Origin of the sequence: Silvimonas sp. (genome assembly GCF_031291215.1) — a bacterium.
In the GTDB taxonomy this organism is placed as follows: domain Bacteria; phylum Pseudomonadota; class Gammaproteobacteria; order Burkholderiales; family Chitinibacteraceae; genus Silvimonas; species Silvimonas soli.
The window spans coordinates 46788-62909 of sequence record NZ_JARLJK010000150.1; the positions used below are offsets into that span (position 1 = coordinate 46788).

The window sequence follows — 16122 nt, forward strand, 5'->3', positions numbered from 1 at the left end:
TTAGCCTTAAAGCCACCATTTTTCATTCCAGCGAGCGGCCCGTTGCAGGCCATAAAAGCCGCTAACCAAACCATTCCGGCGCAGAGAAACGCGTTGTTCGCTCCAGCCAAAGCAGTTTTGTTAGCGGCCCTAAAAACAAAGGCGCTTATTATACAGTCAGCAAAGCCCTACTGCGGCAAGAGTCGCGAACAAATCGGGCACTTTTGCGCAGTGCAACAGCCGAGCGCTCTGGCAATTGAACTGTGATCCCGCGCTGCCAGACAGACTGTTGCTAGCCTGGCGCACGGTTTTTGCGGCATGCTGGTTTTCAAATTCGCAAAAATCGCGCTACGTGGAGACTCTGTAATGGCTGGATATACCTACCGCATCGTTAACGTTTTCGCCGAAACTGCCTGGTCAGGCAACCCGCTGGCCGTGTTTGAAGATGCACGCGGGCTGGAAGACGCTGATATGCAATTGCTGGCGCAACAGCTCAATCTCTCCGAAACCACCTTTGTATTCCCGTCAGACCAGGCCGATGCCCGTGTGCGTATCTTTACGCCCGGATATGAGTTGCCGTTTGCCGGTCACCCTACCTTGGGTACCGGCTGGGTGTTAGCACAGACGACGGGCAAGACCGAGGTAACGCTGGCGATGAACGCGGGGATTATCCCGGTGAGCGCTGACGGCCTGCGCATGCGGCTTAACGCCAACGCGCCTACCTATCGCGACGCTGTACCGGCGCCCTTGCTCGCCGCCGCACTCGGACTGGAAACCGCCGCCATCGCCGGCACTGCACGCTTCGTGGATACCGGCGCGGAGCAATTGGTTATTCCCCTCAAGGATGCCGCCAGCGTTCATGGCTGCAATCCGCCCCTGGATTTGTTCAAGCAAGTTGCCACCAATGCGTTGGGACGCACCTCCGCGCTAGTCTGGGCGCACGATGGTGAAGCAATCGTCGCGCGCTTTTTCTGGATTCAAGGCGGCAGCATCGGCGAAGATTTTGGCACCGGCTCGGCTTGCGCCAATCTGGGCGGCTGGTTTCTGGCAGAAAACGTGGCCTTGCCCTTTGAAACCACCATGATCCAGGGTCACGGCATCAACCGGTTGGCTCATCTGACGCTGCAGATCGACGAAGACAAGCAAATTCAGGTGGGTGGCCGCGTGGCCGAAGTGGGTCGCGGCGAGTTTTTGTGGCCTGAGCGCAGCGCCAGAGCACTGGCTTGAGAACGATCCGGGCTGGCGTAGTTGGCGTTTACGCTGGCCCCGTACCTTCTCTGCGCGCCGATCACCCTCTTTTTGTCGGCAAGGTGAACCGCAAAGCCCCCAAGCGGTCGAAACGCGGACATAATACCGAGCCAGCGCCGTAACCCCGGTGTTACCCTTCGCCACCCGTAGTTTTCAGCTATCGAAATGCCCGCCATGATCTCCTCTCGCTTTACCCGTACCCTGATTGCCTGCTCTGTTCTGTTTGCCGCCACGGCTCAGGCATTTACCCCGCCGGTTCCGGAAATTGCTGCCAAAGCTTATTACCTGACCGATTTCCAGAGTGGCACCCAACTGGCCGCGCGTGATCCGGACATGCGGGTTGAACCTGCATCGTTGACCAAGCTGATGACCGCCTACGTGGTGTTCAAAGCAGTCAAGGAAGGCAAGATCAAACTGGACCAGCAACTGACAGTTTCCCAGCGCGGCTGGAAAACCGAAGGCTCGCGGATGTTTCTGGACCCGAAACAGCCGGCCACGGTTGACCAGTTGATCAAGGGCATGATCGTGCAGTCGGGTAACGACGCATGCGTGACCCTGGCTGAAGCCATTGCCGGTAGCGAAGATGTGTTCGCCCAGTTGATGAACCATGAGGCGCAGCGTCTGGGCATGACTGGCACGCACTTCATGAATTCGACCGGCCTGCCTGACCCGAATCACTACATGACCGTGGGCGATCTGGCCAAGATTGCTGCCGCGATCATCCGCGATTACCCCGAGTTCTATCCGATCTATTCGATGAAAGAATTCACGTACAACAAGATTCGCCAGCCGAACCGCAATCTGTTGTTGTATCGCGACCCGAACGTGGACGGCATGAAAACCGGCCATACCAACTCGGCCGGTTTCAATCTGGTAGCCAGCACACATCGTGACGGCCGCCGCCTGATCTCGGTCGTGGTCGGTACAACCGGCGACGAAGTGCGCGCCAACGAATCGGCCAAGCTGTTGAACTGGGGCGTGCAGTTCTTTGATACGCCGAAAGTGTTCACCGCCCGCCAGACTGTGGCCAGTTCGCAGGTTTACAAAGGCGCGACCGACAAAATCAATCTCGGCTTCCTGGCCGACCAGTTTGTGTCTGTCCCCAAGGGTGAAGGCAGCAAACTGACCACTCAGGTAAACCTGCAATCGCCGCTGATCGCCCCGATCAAGCAAGGACAGCAACTGGGTACGGTGAAAGTGCTGAGCCAGGGCAAGCAAGTTGCCGAATACCCGCTGGTGGCGCTGGAAAATGTTGAAGAAGGCGGTTTCTTTACTCGCCTGATCGACACGATCAAGCTGTGGTTCAAGCGCTAAGCTAGAACTGACCTCCAACAAAAAAGCCACCTTCGGGTGGCTTTTTTGTTGGTCAAACTCACGGTCTGGGGCGAATTGATGCATTGCCACGCCGGATTCCCGCGGAGTTTATGCCGAGAATCGGCCTTCATCCGGGCTACGAAACGACGTATGGGGAAGGTTCAGGTCAGCAAATGGGGATTATGCAGGCAGCACAATGCGGACCTCTCAACTCCCCCAGTTCAATCCACGGTCCGCACTGTTTTGATTTGCCAGACCATCACCAGCATCAGCACGCTCATGGTCAGGCCAAACACCGGCATGATCCAGCCCACGCCAATCTGCAAAGACAGCAAGCCAGTCACCATCGCATAAGACAGCGGCGACAGTCCCATCGACGCCATGGTGTTCAGGCTCATCACCCGGCCGATCTTGCTGCGATCAGCATATTGCTGGATCAACGACATCATCGGCACATTGTTGCTGACCACGCCCATGCCGGTGCAGAACTGGATGCAGAGCGCCAACGGCAACCAGGAGACATGCGGCAGCGAGCCGATCAACACGCCTTCGACCGCGATCACCAAGGCAATCATCAACAGCCGTTTTTTACGGGGAGGGAAGATCGTCAGCAGGAAGCCACCAGTGACCATGCCGGCAGCAAATGCACTTTGCAGGAACGACAGCACCGCCGCATTGCCATGCAAGATATCGGTCACCACAATTGGCACGCCCAGCCCCAACGGTCCCATAAACAGCAAGTTGGCAATGGCGTAGATGATCATCAACGAACGCAGTACCGGCGATGACAGCGAGTACTGGATGCCTTCTTTCAGCTCATGCAGGACATGCCTGCGCTCGGTGTGCCGCACCAGCGGCGGTTCTTTGATCTGGGCGATACAGGCAGTCCCGGCCGCCAGCATGATCGCCGTGAATGTGAACACCCATTCGTAGTTCAGCAGCGCCAGCAGGGCACCGCCCAGCACCGGACCGAACACCAGGCCGATCTGGTTGGTGGTCAGCATGATCGAGTTGGCACGGGGCAAGTCGGCGTCGGGCACGATGCTGGGCAACAGCGCGTCACGGGCGGGCCAGAAGAAGGCGTCCAGCGCGCCATACAAAAACGCGAAGCCGGTCATGGTCCAGATATTGAGGCCATTCATAAACAGCAGCCCCACCAGCGCCAGCATCAGCAGCACGCGGGTGGAGAGCGATATCTGGATGATGCGGCTGCGCTTCATGCGATCGGCCAGCACCCCGCCAAAGGCCATCAGCACAATGCGAGGAACAGAACCGGCGATCATCACCAGCCCCAGTTGTTCCTTGGCGCCGAGGGTTTTCACCACAAACCAGGTTTCGGACAGCGTGGCGACGGCCAGCGCCAGGTTGCCCAGAATGCTCGAGCACCAGACCAGTAAAAAATTACGATTACGAAATAGCGACGCGGCTTGGGTCATTAGGGGGAAATGGTGATGTGTTAAACTGCTTGCTTACGCGAAAGGACGAAAACACCCGTTCAATAAAGCAGAATTAAAAAAATCACAGATTTGCCTGCCCGTGTGCCAACGTTAAGGCAGCAAACCGGAAACAAACAACCTGCGCATTCTGCGAAAACCTGATTCTACCCGGCCCGAACACCAATACCGCGTGCCTCGGCAAGCCGGGCAAAGCCAGGTTTTCAATGCCCATCTGACCTACCAACTGCAACCTTCGAGGAATCGCATCATGGCGTATCGCAAAATGACCGAGCTGGACCTGTCCGGCAAGAAAGTGCTGATTCGTGCCGACCTGAATGTCCCGGTCAAAGACGGCGTAATCGGTGATGACACCCGTATCCGTGCATCTCTGCCCACCATTGAAGCCGCCCTGAAGGCTGGCGCTGGCGTGATTGTGATGAGCCACCTGGGCCGCCCGACCGAAGGCGAGTTCAAACCTGAAGACAGCCTGGCCGGTGTAGCTGCACGCATGGGCGAGTTGCTGGGCCGTGAAGTGAAAGTGCTGGATCAGTGGGAAGGCTATCAAGTCAAAGCGGGCGAACTGGTGCTGTTGCAGAACGTGCGCTGCAACGTCGGCGAAAAGAAAAACAGCGACGACCTGGGCAAGAAATACGCCGCGCTGTGTGATGTATTCGTGAACGATGCATTCGGTACTGCGCACCGCGCCGAAGCCTCCACTCACGCCGTGGCCAAGTTCGCTCCTGCTGCTTGCGCCGGTATCCTGATGGCGGGTGAACTGGACGCACTGGGCAAAGCGCTGGCCCACCCGGCCCGCCCACTGGTGGCCATCGTGGCGGGTTCCAAGGTTTCCACCAAGCTGACCATTCTGGAATCGCTGGCGGACAAGGTGGACCAACTGGTTGTCGGCGGCGGCATCGCCAACACCTTCTTGCTGGCTGAAGGCAAACAGATTGGTAAATCGCTGGCGGAGGCTGATCTGGTTAGCAACGCTACCACTGTGATCAACAAACTGCGCGCGCGCGGTGGCGATGTGCCGCTGCCGACCGATGTGGTCATCGGCAAGAAGTTTGATGCCAATGAACCAGCGATCACGCGTCAACTGGCCGACGTGCAAGCCGACGACATGATTTTTGATATCGGCCCGGATTCCGCAGCACAACTGGCCGCCATCCTCAAAAACGCGGGCACCATCGTCTGGAACGGTCCGGTCGGCGTGTTTGAGTTCGACCAGTTTGGCAAAGGCACCGAAACCATCGCCCGTGCGATTGCTGACTCGTCCGCGTTCTCCATCGCCGGTGGCGGTGATACCCTGGCCGCTGTAGCGAAATACGGCATCACCGACAAGGTGAGCTACATTTCCACCGGCGGCGGCGCATTCCTGGAGTTCCTGGAAGGCAAAGTCCTGCCAGCCGTCGAGATTCTGGAAACACGTTACAACGGTTAATTGCGCCGATCCTTGCCAGATCTGCCAATCAATTGCAAAAAAGCCGGGTTAGCCCGGCTTTTTTACGTGCGCATGTCTCTGATCTGGCGAGAAGCAGCTAAACTCTTGTCATAGATGCCCAATCAGGGCGCCTGCTGGCGCTATGCCAGAACCAACCGTTCATATTTGACCAGATCGATCTACAGGGAGTTTTTTATGCAGCTTGTCCGCCTTCTTGCTTGTGCCACGGTGTGCGTTAGCGTGATGTCCGCCTGGGCCGAGGACGCCGCCAAGCCGCTCAATCTGACCTTGCCCCAATCCGTGATCGGTTCAGCGCCTGCCGCCCACGATGCCAGCGCCACTGCCGCGCTCAAACAGAAGTGCATGGCTTTGGGCAACGAGCGCAATCAGTTGCAAAAGAATCCGATTGATCCGGCCACCGGCACCATCAGTTCTGGCCGCAAGAGCCGCCTGCAAGCAATCAGTAACGAGATGCAGAAAGCCGGTTGCTGGAACATCCCCAAAGCGCAATAAACCTAACGCATTGCCGCCTGACTTGCGTAAATCGACCTGAGTCAGGCGTGGCCATTGCTGCAGCCAGTTTTTCTCGCTAACCCGTCGCCGATACGCCAGGGCATCGGCAAATTCCGGGTTACGCCGCACTCGCAACGCAAACAAATCTTCCAGCCCCAGCGGCGCAATAATCTGCAACTGACCCGCCGCATCCAGCCAGACCCCAACTGCGGCCGCTGTTTCCGGCCAGCTAGCCAGTGCCGCACTCAGCGACGCACACGCAGGCAAACCATTCCAGCGATGCGCGTGCGCCTGATTCACCACCTCCCAGTTCACGCCCGGCATGCGTCCGCCTAACGACTGTCGTATCTGCTGTTCCAGTTGCTCTGCTGCGTCCGGCTCAAAAAAGCACACATCGACATCCGCCTGCGACGGCTGGATGGTCTGGCCGTGCAAGGTGTTCCAGACGCGGCTACGGATTGCGCCCGCAGCGATGCACCACGACGCCAGCCCGCACTCCCGCACACTTTGCAACATTTTCATCAGCTCAGCATCGGCCTGCACGATAGCGCGCAATTGGCGATACTGGCTTTCAAAATTTTGATTCTGGCTGACCATTGGTTTCAGGGCTTTCCCGAATGCCGAATATCCCGATTGGGCTTTATCGCTGCGACAGACTAGATTGTGATGCAACGCAACAATCTGCTGGAGAGTCGTCATGCCGCTCGTATCGCTTCGCAAAGTGCTGGATCACGCTGCAGAACACAATTATGGCGTGCCCGCTTTCAACGTAAACAATCTGGAGCAGATTCACGCCATTTTGCAGGCAGCCAACGCCACGCAAAGCCCGGTGATTCTGCAAGCCAGTTCCGGCGCTCGCAAGTATGCCGGTGAGTTATTCATCAAGCATCTGATCGAAGCTGCCGTGGGCACATATCCAGCATTGCCGGTGGTGATGCACCAGGACCACGGCACCAGCCTGGCGGTGTGCATGAGCGCGGTAAAGCTGGGGTTCTCCAGCGTGATGATGGATGGATCGTTGCTGGATGACGGCAAAACGCCATCCGACTACCACTACAACACGACGGTGACGCGCGAAGTGGTGCATCTGGCGCATCAGAAAGGCGTATCGGTAGAGGGTGAACTAGGTTGTCTTGGCAGCCTGGAAACCGGCATGGGCGAGGAAGAAGATGGCGTCGGTGCCAATCGCCAACTCTCGCATGACGAAATGCTGACCGACCCGGCTCAAGCCAAGGCGTTTGTTGAGGCCACCGGCGTTGACGCGCTGGCCATCGCCATCGGCACCAGCCACGGGGCCTACAAATTCACCCGCCCGCCCACTGGTGATGTGCTGGCCATTGATCGCATCAAGGCAATCCACGCCGCCATTCCGCACACTCACCTGGTCATGCATGGCTCGTCCAGCGTGCCGCAGGAATTGCTGGCTGAACTGCGCGAATTTGGCGGTACGCTCAAACCGACCTGGGGCGTGCCGGTGGCAGAAATCCAGCGCGCCATCAAATTCGGTGTGCGCAAGATCAATATCGACACCGATCTTCGTCTGGCGATGACCGGGGCGATTCGTAAACACTTTGCCACCAACCCTGCGGATTTTGACCCACGGGCTTATCTCAAGCCCGCCATCGCGGCAATGCGGGCGGTATGCGAAGCACGTTACCAGGAGTTTGGCGCCGCAGGCATGGCGCCTGGTATTCGTTAAGCCCCCGCTCCGGCAGGCTGTGTTGTTAAATGCGGTCCGCCAGATAGCCAGATCAAAAGACCCGCAATTGCGGGTCTTTTTTATCCGATACCAAACCCTCTGCCGCCCCACCCAGGCGCGCGGGGTAATTAATTCACAGGCCAGCTGATTCTGCGACTTCTCTGACTGAGGCATTCCACTTTTTGCGGCATGATGCGCGGCTCGCAGAATGGCTTGTGCCCTTCTTCTTCGCCTCACACCCGCTATCGATCCACTCACATCGGTAGTGCATGCCTTGTGGTCTTTAGTCATGGAACAACTCAACAACGCTCTGTTTTTGCTGATCAATGCGCCAGCCAATCCCAGCCACGGTATGTTGTTGCTGGGTATCTTTTGCGCGGAATATCTGGTCTTGCTGGTACCACTGGGATTAGCTGCTGGCTGGCTACGCGGCGACAATGCCACCCGCGAGATACTGTTGCAGGCCGTGGCGGCGATGTTTATTGGCCTGCTGATCAACTGGCTGATTGCGCTGGGCTGGCAGCATCCACGGCCATTTGCCATTGGCCTGGGCCACAACCTGGTCGCGCATTCCAGCAGTTCTTCGTTTCCCAGCAACCACATGACCGCGTGGTGGGCCGCAGCTTTCACACTGTATTGGCATAAGCCTTGGCACCGCACCGGGATTGCTCTGTCACTGACCGGATTGCTGATTGCTTGGGCACGAGTCTATGTCGGGGTGCATTACCCCTTCGACATGATCGGCGCGGCGGTGGTCGCCCTGTTCAGTGCGTGGCTGAGCACGCGTTATGGCGGCTGGGTGGTACAACCCGTGTTGCATTGGCTAACGCGGTTGTACCGAACGCTGTTTGCACCGCTGATCCGCCGCGGCTGGGTGCGCGCCTGAGCTAGATCCGGCTATCGCAACGCCATCAGATATTTTGTAGCAGCAGATACTGACTGCGATTGGTGGCCAGTATCTGTGCCACTCCCGCAGGCAGCACGGCTTGTTGTCCGGCACACAATAAATGACCACCGTACATAAGCTCGCCGCTGAGCACATGAATTTCTGCCGCGCCCATCGCAGGTACCTGGGCGTCGGCGTCGGGCAAAGTGATTACACTGCCGGTTTCCATAAACACATCCAGCATCTGCGGACCGTCTGGTGCGCCCAGGCTGCGCAAACGCCAACCCGGGCCGATATTCACCGGAATCTCACACTTGCATTGGTGTGTCCGGCGCGCTACCGCCCGATGGGTAAAGTGCAAGAACCCGTGCTGTTTAAGCTCACCACCCGCCGCCAAGTTGAGCACTGTGCCCGGAACGACCGGTAGGCACAGCCATTCGCCGGGCAGCAAATGTTCGGTACCTGCAGGCAAGCCACTGATAGCCAGGCAAGCGGAAGAGTTCTCGAACATATAGACCAGCGCCGTTTGCGCATCGGTTGGTACAAGCACCGTCGCCGGTGCCCGCTCGCTAAAATGCAGCATGGCAGGTGTGGCTTGCGTGGAACAACCGGATGGCGCTTTCATGGCCAGGCCTCTTTAAAATGAAAAACGCCCAGCCAGCAGGCCGGGCGTTTGAACCTCAGTGTGCCGCAAATCAGGCGGTAAGTGCCGCGATTTCGGCTTCTGCGCCAGCCACTGCTTCGGCTTTCTTCGCATCGCCCATCGAAGTACCTTCAGCACGCACAAAACGCACATCGGTAATACCGAGGAAACCAAACACGGTGGTCAGGTAGCTTTCTTGATGGTCCAGAGCGCGCATGGCTTCGGAGGTCGAATACACACCACCGCGAGTGGAAACCACCACCACAGTCTTGCCGCCAGCCAGGCCAACCGGGCCGTTTTCGCCGTACTTGAAGGTGCGGCCCGCTACAGCGATGCGGTCGATCCAGGCCTTCAGCTGGCTAGGAATCGAGAAGTTGTACATCGGTGCGCCAACCACGATCACATCTGCACCCAGGAACTGTTGCAGCAGATCTTCAGTGTAGGCGGTTTCGCGTTTTTGTAGTTCTGTATGCGATTCAGCAGGCACAAAACGGGCGCCCAGTGCTTCGCCGGACAAGTGAGCCGGCTCTGCAGTTGCCAGATCCAGATATTGCACTTGAGTGCCTGGACGGGCAGCTTGCCATTCCTTGGCAATGCGTGCGGTCAGTTTGCGGGATACCGAGTTGTCGGCCAGAACGCTCGAATCAATATGCAGCAGCTTCATGTGTTTCTCCTTGGTCTTTGAAGTAACCGGGTAAGGCCGGTTGGTCTTTCAACATGACCGCTACTCTACCGGCGGACTTAGTGAGTGATAAGTCGGCAAAAATGCGATAGATTGTCCTGTTTGCAGGACAATTGAACCGGACAAACGCCATGCAAGATCTGAACGACATGCTGTTCTTTGCCGAAGTCGTTGAAGCAGGCGGGTTCTCCAGCGCCAGCCGCGCTTTGGGCATCCCGAAATCACGCCTGTCGCGGCGGGTAGCAGAACTGGAAGCGCATCTGGGCGTGCGTCTGTTACAGCGCACCACGCGCAAGCTCGCGGTGACGGAAATCGGCGAATTGTACTTTCGCCACTGCGTGGCCATTCGGGACGAAGCTCGCGCGGCGACAGAAGTGGTCGAACATGTTCAATCCGCGCCGCGTGGCACTATCAAAGTGGCCTGCCCGGTGACGCTGGCCCAAACCGTGGTGGGCGAGATCATCCCGCAATTCATGATGCGTTACCCGCAGGTCAAACTGAACATGATCGTAACCAACCGGGTGATCGATTTGCTGGAAGAAGGCATTGATGTGGCCCTGCGCGTGCGTCCTACTCTGCAAGACTCCGCTTCATTGGTGATCAAGCAATTTGGCACCACCAACGCAGTGCTGCTCGCGAGCCCGGCGCAGTTGGCACGGCAAGGACAACCTTCTCATCCGGATGAACTGGGTTGGCTGGACACGCTAGCCATGTCCGCCACCGATGGCCGGGCGACGTGGTCACTGGTGGGCCCAGGCGGCGTAAAGCAGCAGGTAACGCACTATCCGCGTTATGTGGCCGATGACATGGTGACGCTGAAATACGCAGCCGTCGGTGGCGTCGGCGCGGTCATCCTGCCGGAGTATTTGTGCCGACCAGAGCTGACTGCGGGCACGCTGGTGCCAGTGCTGCCAGACTGGACCTCTGCCACCGGGTACGCGCACGCGGTATTCCCTTCACGCCGCGGGCTGGTACCTGCGGTGCGCCATTTTCTGGACTTTCTGGGGGAGGAGTTGCTGGCCGAACGGTGTACCGAAGTCATGAACGGCACGTTGTAATCAACGCCCCGTTCAGACCCAAGCTAACTGGCTGGCCAATTACTTGTCGAAAGTGCTCTGCAGCTTTTCCAGCCAGTGCAATGCCAACTGGCGTTGGTCACCATCACCGGCGTAGAGCATTTTTTCCAATGCGCGAGTGGCCTCGGACTGCTGCCCCTGTTGCAGCATGGCAGCAATTTGCTGCATAGCCGGGTCTTCCGAGCGGAAATCTGCGGCGGCTATCGCTGCCGGAGCGGGGGCCGCCGGGCTGCTAGCGGTTTTGCTTTCCAGCGGTGGCAAGGCATCCAGATCAAACTCCAGATCGTTGGCAAACACTGGAGTGTTCTTGATTTCCTCGACCTCGACCGAACGAGGATCAAATGGCGTATGGCCCGCCAGCGGGTTACCGGGCAAAGCCTCGTTATGCTCGGCCAAAGACCATTCGGCACTGCCCAGCCCAGCTTGCTCACGCATGGCTGAAGCAAACAGCATATCTGGATCAGCCTTGGCCTCTGGCTCGTGGTCAGGTAAATCGCCACCGACCGTTTGCTTGAGTGCGGACTCTTTGCGGTAATCCGGCGTGCGCCCTGCCTGCTCTGCGCTGGCCTGATACAAGGGGTTTTCCGGATCGATGTCGCATCCCATCACCTGCACTTGGCGCCACAGCGCTTCGTCCTGGATGCTGTGCTTGAATTCGAGCGCACGATCCTTGAACTCAGACTTCATGTGGTGCTGGCTATAGATGGAGAAAAGCTTCATCCACAAAGCCGGAATGCCAGGGTGCTGTTCAATTTCCTGGGTCAGCAGGTTGATTGCCTGCTGCAGTAAACCGTGGTCGAGCAACAGTTGGGCTTCTTCCGAAACATTGCCCGGCTGCACCACGTCCATGGTGGAGTTCTGCCAATCGTTGGCGATCTGCGCAATGTTGTGCGCGAGGTCTTTGGGCGCATCCACCGGGCCTCTGGCCGGTGCCGGCGACGCAGCACGCAATGGCGTGGTTACCGAGTGCTCGGTCGGCCTTTCCAGGGTAGCGAACTGGAAGGGAAACTGATCTTCAGCCGCCTGCGCCTCAGCTTGGCGCTTTTTCCAGCGCCGCCACGTGTAAACACCCGGAATAAGCACGAGCAACAGGACCAGCGGGAACAGCAACCAGCCCCAACCTGTGCCACCGGTTTGCGCTGCCGGAGCAACCGCGACCTGCGGTGTTAATGGCGCCGGAGCAGTTCGCACCCGCGCTTTGGCTTGCGCCAGCGCCTGGTTTTGCGCTTGTTGACGCACATCGGCCAACTCTTGCTGCAACTGGGCAATCTGGATCTTCAACTGTGCCAGTTGCTGATCTTCAGCAGCGACTTGTGAGGCCACCTGCGCGACACCTAGCGATGGGGCGGATGAGGGCTGCGCCATATCTGGCGGTGAATCATCCAGTCGCAACACCGCACGATCACTGGCGTTGTTCAGTTTGGCGGTTTTAGCAGGCTTGGCCTCTGCCGACGACGCCGCCACATGTGCAGCGCGAGGTTTGGGTAAAGCAACCTGCGTATTTTCTGCCAGCGGCACCCGATAACCTAATGGCAAATCCGGGTTCAGCGCATACATCTGGTCGATGAATTGACGGCGACCCGCGCCATCTTTGGGGTAGTAACTGCTGGCAATCGATTCAACGGTGTCACCGGAACGCACGGTCCACTCCGATCCCGCCTGCGGTGTTTTACGGCGCGTGGTCCCCGGCAAGGCCATAGATGCTTTGGGTACGCTGGTCGTGTCAGCAGCGGTCTGCACCGGGCTTTTGTATTCACGCGGGTCCAGCAGCAGGGTGTATTCGCGCTGAAAATCTCGGGCATCATCGGCCGGGCATTTGACCTGCACCGGCAACTTGATGACGGGTTCCATGACGGTATCAGCCGTCTGGATGCGCAAGCGCCCCACGCCGTCACTCACGGCCTCAAAGGTCAACCGCGCACCGCGCACCACTGTGTTGCCATCTTCACTTTGCGCCGAGCCAAGCCGAAAACAACTGCTGCTCAACTCTTCACCGGGCGCGGTCACCACCTGAATGACCGCGTCCAGTTTTTCTCCCAGCGCCGATCTGACCTGGATCGCCCCCAGCGCAGCGGAATATGCGGGCGCCGCGCCCAAGGCCATCCCCGCAGCGATCAGCGAAGTAAGGTGCAAAGTGTGAGCTGGGCGTTTCTTCATCCGGGGATCAGTGGTCGCTTTCGGTAAACAAGTGGCATATTTTATACGATATCCAGATGGTCGATTCCGGAAAGCACATCTTTATGTTTGGCTTCTGCACCTTGCAACTTGATGCTAAGTCGCAAATCGTTGACCGAATCGGCATTACGTAATGCATCTTCGTAGGTAATCAGGCCCGCTTCATAAAGATCAAACAAAGACTGGTCAAAGGTCTGCATCCCCAATTCGCGCGACTTCTTCATGATTTCCTTGATCTCGTGCACTTCGCCCTTGAAGATCAGTTCAGAAATCAGCGGTGAATTAAGCATAACCTCAACTGCAGCTACGCGTCCCTGGCCGGAGCGGTGCGGAACAAGACGTTGCGATACAAATGCCTTCAGATTCAGCGACAAATCCATCAGCAATTGCGAACGGCGTTCTTCCGGGAAGAAGTTGATAATCCGGTCCAATGCCTGATTGGAGGAGTTGGCATGCAAAGTAGCCATACACAAGTGACCGGTTTCGGCAAAAGCAATGGCGTAATCCATGGTTTCACGATCACGGATTTCCCCGATCAGAATCACGTCAGGCGCCTGACGCAAAGTATTCTTCAGCGCCGAGCCCCAAGAGTCTGTATCAACCCCTACTTCGCGTTGCGTGACGATACAATTTTTATGCTCGTGCACGTATTCAATCGGGTCTTCGATGGTAATGATGTGATCGTAGGCTTTCTCGTTACGCTCACCAATCATCGCGGCCAGCGAGGTCGATTTACCTGAACCAGTACCGCCAACAAAGATCACCAGACCGCGCTTGGCCATGGCGATATCGTGCAAGACCATGGGCAGGCCGAGTTCATCCAGCTTGGGGATATGCGAATTGATGGTCCGCAAGACCATACCAACGCGACCTTGCTGCATAAATGCATTAACCCGATAACGCCCGAGCGTGCCCGGGCTGATCGCAAAATTACATTCATGCGTGGCTTCGAATTCTTCTGCCTGCCGGTCATTCATGATCGCGCGCGCCAGTTCTTTGGTGTGCTGCGAAGAAAGAACCTGATTGGACACCGGCGTAACCCGGCCATCGACCTTCATTGCCGGTGGAAAATCAACCGTAATAAACAAGTCCGATGCACCCTTGGCCCGCATATGGCGCAAGAGATCCTGCATGAACTTGGCTGCTTGTTCTTTTTCCATGGGTATCTGATCTTCTGTGCGGCTGATGCTGGTTTACCTGACGCCCGATAAGTCGCCAGGCTCCTGATATCTGCCTGAGTGTATCTATAGCTTGATTAATAGCTGCCGGATATTCGATTTAGCTACGACTATTTCGCTGGCAGGCCGCTTTGGTTGTGAAAAACAGACAAACGCGAGGACCTGCCATCTAATCGGACGCAAATCTCCCGATCAACCCTTGAAGTTATCCGGAATAGCCGCCTTGGTGCGCGCCTCTGCCACCGAACAGATATTGCGCTGAACCAGGTTCTGCAGCGATTGATCCAGCGTTTGCATACCAAATTGCTGACCGGTCTGAATCGACGAATACATCTGCGCAATCTTGTTTTCACGGATCAAGTTACGAATCGCCGGAATACCGATCATGATTTCGTGCGCAGCCACCCGGGACTGGCCGTCTTTGGTTTTCAGCAGTGTTTGCGAGATCACCGCGCGCAGCGATTCAGACAACATCGCCCGCACCATTTCTTTTTCTGCTGCCGGGAAAACATCGACCACCCGGTCAATCGTTTTGGCTGCAGAACTGGTGTGCAATGTGCCAAACACCAGGTGACCGGTTTCCGCCGCGGTCAGCGCCAGGCGGATGGTTTCCAGGTCACGCATTTCGCCCACCAGCACCACGTCCGGATCTTCCCGCAGCGCTGAACGCAGCGCGTTGGAGAAGCTCAGCGTATGCGGGCCGACTTCACGCTGGTTGATCAGGCATTTCTTGGACTGGTGCACAAATTCAATCGGATCTTCAATGGTCAGGATGTGACCATATTCGTTCTCGTTGATGTAGTTCACCATCGCCGCCAGCGTGGTGGACTTACCCGAGCCGGTTGGGCCGGTTACCAACACCAGGCCACGCGGGTTTTCGGAAATATCGCGGAAAATCTTGGGGGTGTTCAGTTCTTCCAGCGTCAGCACTTTGGACGGAATGGTCCGGAACACCGCACCCGCACCGCGGTTTTGCACAAAAGCATTGACCCGGAAACGCGCCAGATTGGGAATCTCGAACGAGAAGTCACATTCCAGTGTGTCTTCGTAAATCTTGCGCTGCCCGTCGTTCATGATGTCGTACACCATGTCATGCACGTCTTTGTGTTCCAGCGGCGGCAAGTTGATGCGGCGCACGTCACCGTGGACGCGGATCATGGGAGGCAAGCCACTGGAGAGGTGCAAGTCCGACGCTTTGTTTTTAACGGCGAACGCGAGCAGTTCTGATATTTCCATGAGGGCGCGGGGCTCCGGTAATTTCCCGGCGCTGTGGCGCACCGGCTTTGTTTCATGACAAGTGCAAATGAGCGCAGTATGCGTTGCAACTATTGCATATCGTCAGGGATTCTAACTGCGGTCAAATACCACGTAACCAGCGCGTGTGCGTTACGTGTCCAAAAGACAACTATCTACTTGCACTTGATGACAGTTCAAAGTGTTGTCCGACAGGGCGCAAACGTGCGCTTACGGACGGAGCCCTCGTATGCCTCATTGCGGGCTACAAGGCAATCGAGCGGACAAAGTGCCACCACCAGGCACGCGCCTTTAGTCAGCCAGAATCGCAGATTGATTGCGGGATGGCCGTCGTGAACTAGAGTGCTTACTTATGGATAACTTCATCGCCGGATTGCTGGACTTCATCGTCGCGATCCTCGGCTTTCTTGGTATTACGGCCATTCAACAAGGCTGGATCATTGCTGCGCTACTCACCGGCGCGCTGTTTGTGTCCGCCGTGGTGTTTGCCGTGATCCGCGCCGACCGCACTGACTCCACGCCAGAGCCAGACGCATCCGTCCGTCCCCGCTAAAGCGCACGCCGCTGCAAACTCACGCCAGTAAATAAACTTATA

At 57.3% G+C, this 16122-nt stretch carries 14 protein-coding genes; 7 read left to right on the forward strand and 7 right to left on the reverse strand.

The window, feature by feature from the left end; genetic code table 11:
* The first annotated feature begins 345 nt into the window (after window positions 1–345).
* Both P4L78_RS21875 and P4L78_RS21880 read left to right on the forward strand, forming a co-directional pair.
* Window positions 346–1206 carry a PhzF family phenazine biosynthesis protein gene (locus P4L78_RS21875; protein WP_309330731.1) on the forward strand — a complete coding sequence of 287 codons (861 nt, stop codon included), beginning with the start codon at window positions 346–348 and terminating at the stop codon, window positions 1204–1206.
* A 195-nt stretch (window positions 1207–1401) separates the two neighbouring features.
* Entirely contained in the window at window positions 1402–2541 is a 1140-nt protein-coding gene (locus tag P4L78_RS21880; RefSeq protein WP_309330733.1) for a D-alanyl-D-alanine carboxypeptidase family protein, read from the forward strand.
* Window positions 2542–2762: 221 nt separating this feature from the next.
* On the opposite strand, the gene P4L78_RS21885 is transcribed toward P4L78_RS21880, so the two are convergent.
* A complete protein-coding gene (locus P4L78_RS21885) occupies window positions 2763–3977 on the reverse strand; it encodes an MFS transporter (RefSeq protein ID WP_283148144.1) in 1215 nt (404 codons plus the stop codon).
* 268 nt (window positions 3978–4245) lie between these two features.
* On the opposite strand from P4L78_RS21885, the gene P4L78_RS21890 reads away from it, so the two are divergent.
* Window positions 4246–5421 (forward strand): phosphoglycerate kinase, encoded by a 1176-nt coding sequence (locus P4L78_RS21890; protein WP_309330736.1) that lies wholly within the window; start codon window positions 4246–4248, stop codon window positions 5419–5421.
* Between the two features lie 309 nt (window positions 5422–5730).
* On the opposite strand, the gene P4L78_RS21895 is transcribed toward P4L78_RS21890, so the two are convergent.
* Window positions 5731–6633, reverse strand: coding sequence for a nucleotidyltransferase family protein (locus P4L78_RS21895; protein WP_309330738.1), 903 nt, complete (start codon window positions 6631–6633; stop codon window positions 5731–5733).
* Between P4L78_RS21895 and fba the strand changes: the two genes are divergently transcribed.
* Both fba and P4L78_RS21905 read left to right on the forward strand, forming a co-directional pair.
* A complete protein-coding gene (gene fba, locus P4L78_RS21900; protein WP_283148140.1) occupies window positions 6632–7633 on the forward strand; it encodes a class II fructose-bisphosphate aldolase in 1002 nt (333 codons plus the stop codon). The two genes, P4L78_RS21895 and fba, sit on opposite strands and share 2 nt — an antisense overlap.
* A gap of 289 nt (window positions 7634–7922) precedes the next feature.
* Complete coding sequence (locus P4L78_RS21905; protein WP_309330740.1) at window positions 7923–8519, forward strand: phosphatase PAP2 family protein; 597 nt, start codon at window positions 7923–7925, stop codon at window positions 8517–8519.
* A gap of 25 nt (window positions 8520–8544) precedes the next feature.
* On the opposite strand, the gene P4L78_RS21910 is transcribed toward P4L78_RS21905, so the two are convergent.
* Both P4L78_RS21910 and P4L78_RS21915 read right to left on the reverse strand, forming a co-directional pair.
* The gene (locus P4L78_RS21910; protein WP_283148138.1) at window positions 8545–9144 is read right to left on the reverse strand and encodes a hypothetical protein; all 600 of its coding nucleotides are present in this window, start codon (window positions 9142–9144) and stop codon (window positions 8545–8547) included.
* 70 nt (window positions 9145–9214) lie between these two features.
* The gene (locus P4L78_RS21915; RefSeq protein ID WP_283148137.1) at window positions 9215–9826 is read right to left on the reverse strand and encodes an FMN-dependent NADH-azoreductase; all 612 of its coding nucleotides are present in this window, start codon (window positions 9824–9826) and stop codon (window positions 9215–9217) included.
* Window positions 9827–9975: 149 nt separating this feature from the next.
* Here P4L78_RS21915 and P4L78_RS21920 point away from each other — a divergent pair, with 149 nt between their 5' ends.
* On the forward strand, window positions 9976–10902 hold the full coding sequence (locus P4L78_RS21920) for a LysR substrate-binding domain-containing protein (protein ID WP_283148136.1): 927 nt from the start codon (window positions 9976–9978) through the stop codon (window positions 10900–10902).
* A gap of 39 nt (window positions 10903–10941) precedes the next feature.
* Here the strand turns inward: P4L78_RS21920 and P4L78_RS21925 are convergent, their stop codons facing one another.
* The 3 genes from P4L78_RS21925 to P4L78_RS21935 form a co-directional block, all read right to left on the reverse strand.
* The gene (locus tag P4L78_RS21925; protein WP_309330743.1) at window positions 10942–13077 is read right to left on the reverse strand and encodes a hypothetical protein; all 2136 of its coding nucleotides are present in this window, start codon (window positions 13075–13077) and stop codon (window positions 10942–10944) included.
* Window positions 13078–13118: 41 nt separating this feature from the next.
* On the reverse strand, window positions 13119–14255 hold the full coding sequence (locus P4L78_RS21930; protein WP_283148134.1) for a PilT/PilU family type 4a pilus ATPase: 1137 nt from the start codon (window positions 14253–14255) through the stop codon (window positions 13119–13121).
* A 210-nt stretch (window positions 14256–14465) separates the two neighbouring features.
* Window positions 14466–15509 (reverse strand): type IV pilus twitching motility protein PilT, encoded by a 1044-nt coding sequence (locus tag P4L78_RS21935; RefSeq protein ID WP_283148133.1) that lies wholly within the window; start codon window positions 15507–15509, stop codon window positions 14466–14468.
* Between the two features lie 370 nt (window positions 15510–15879).
* On the opposite strand from P4L78_RS21935, the gene P4L78_RS21940 reads away from it, so the two are divergent.
* Entirely contained in the window at window positions 15880–16080 is a 201-nt protein-coding gene (locus tag P4L78_RS21940) for a hypothetical protein (RefSeq protein WP_283148132.1), read from the forward strand.
* Window positions 16081–16122 lie beyond the last annotated feature (42 nt).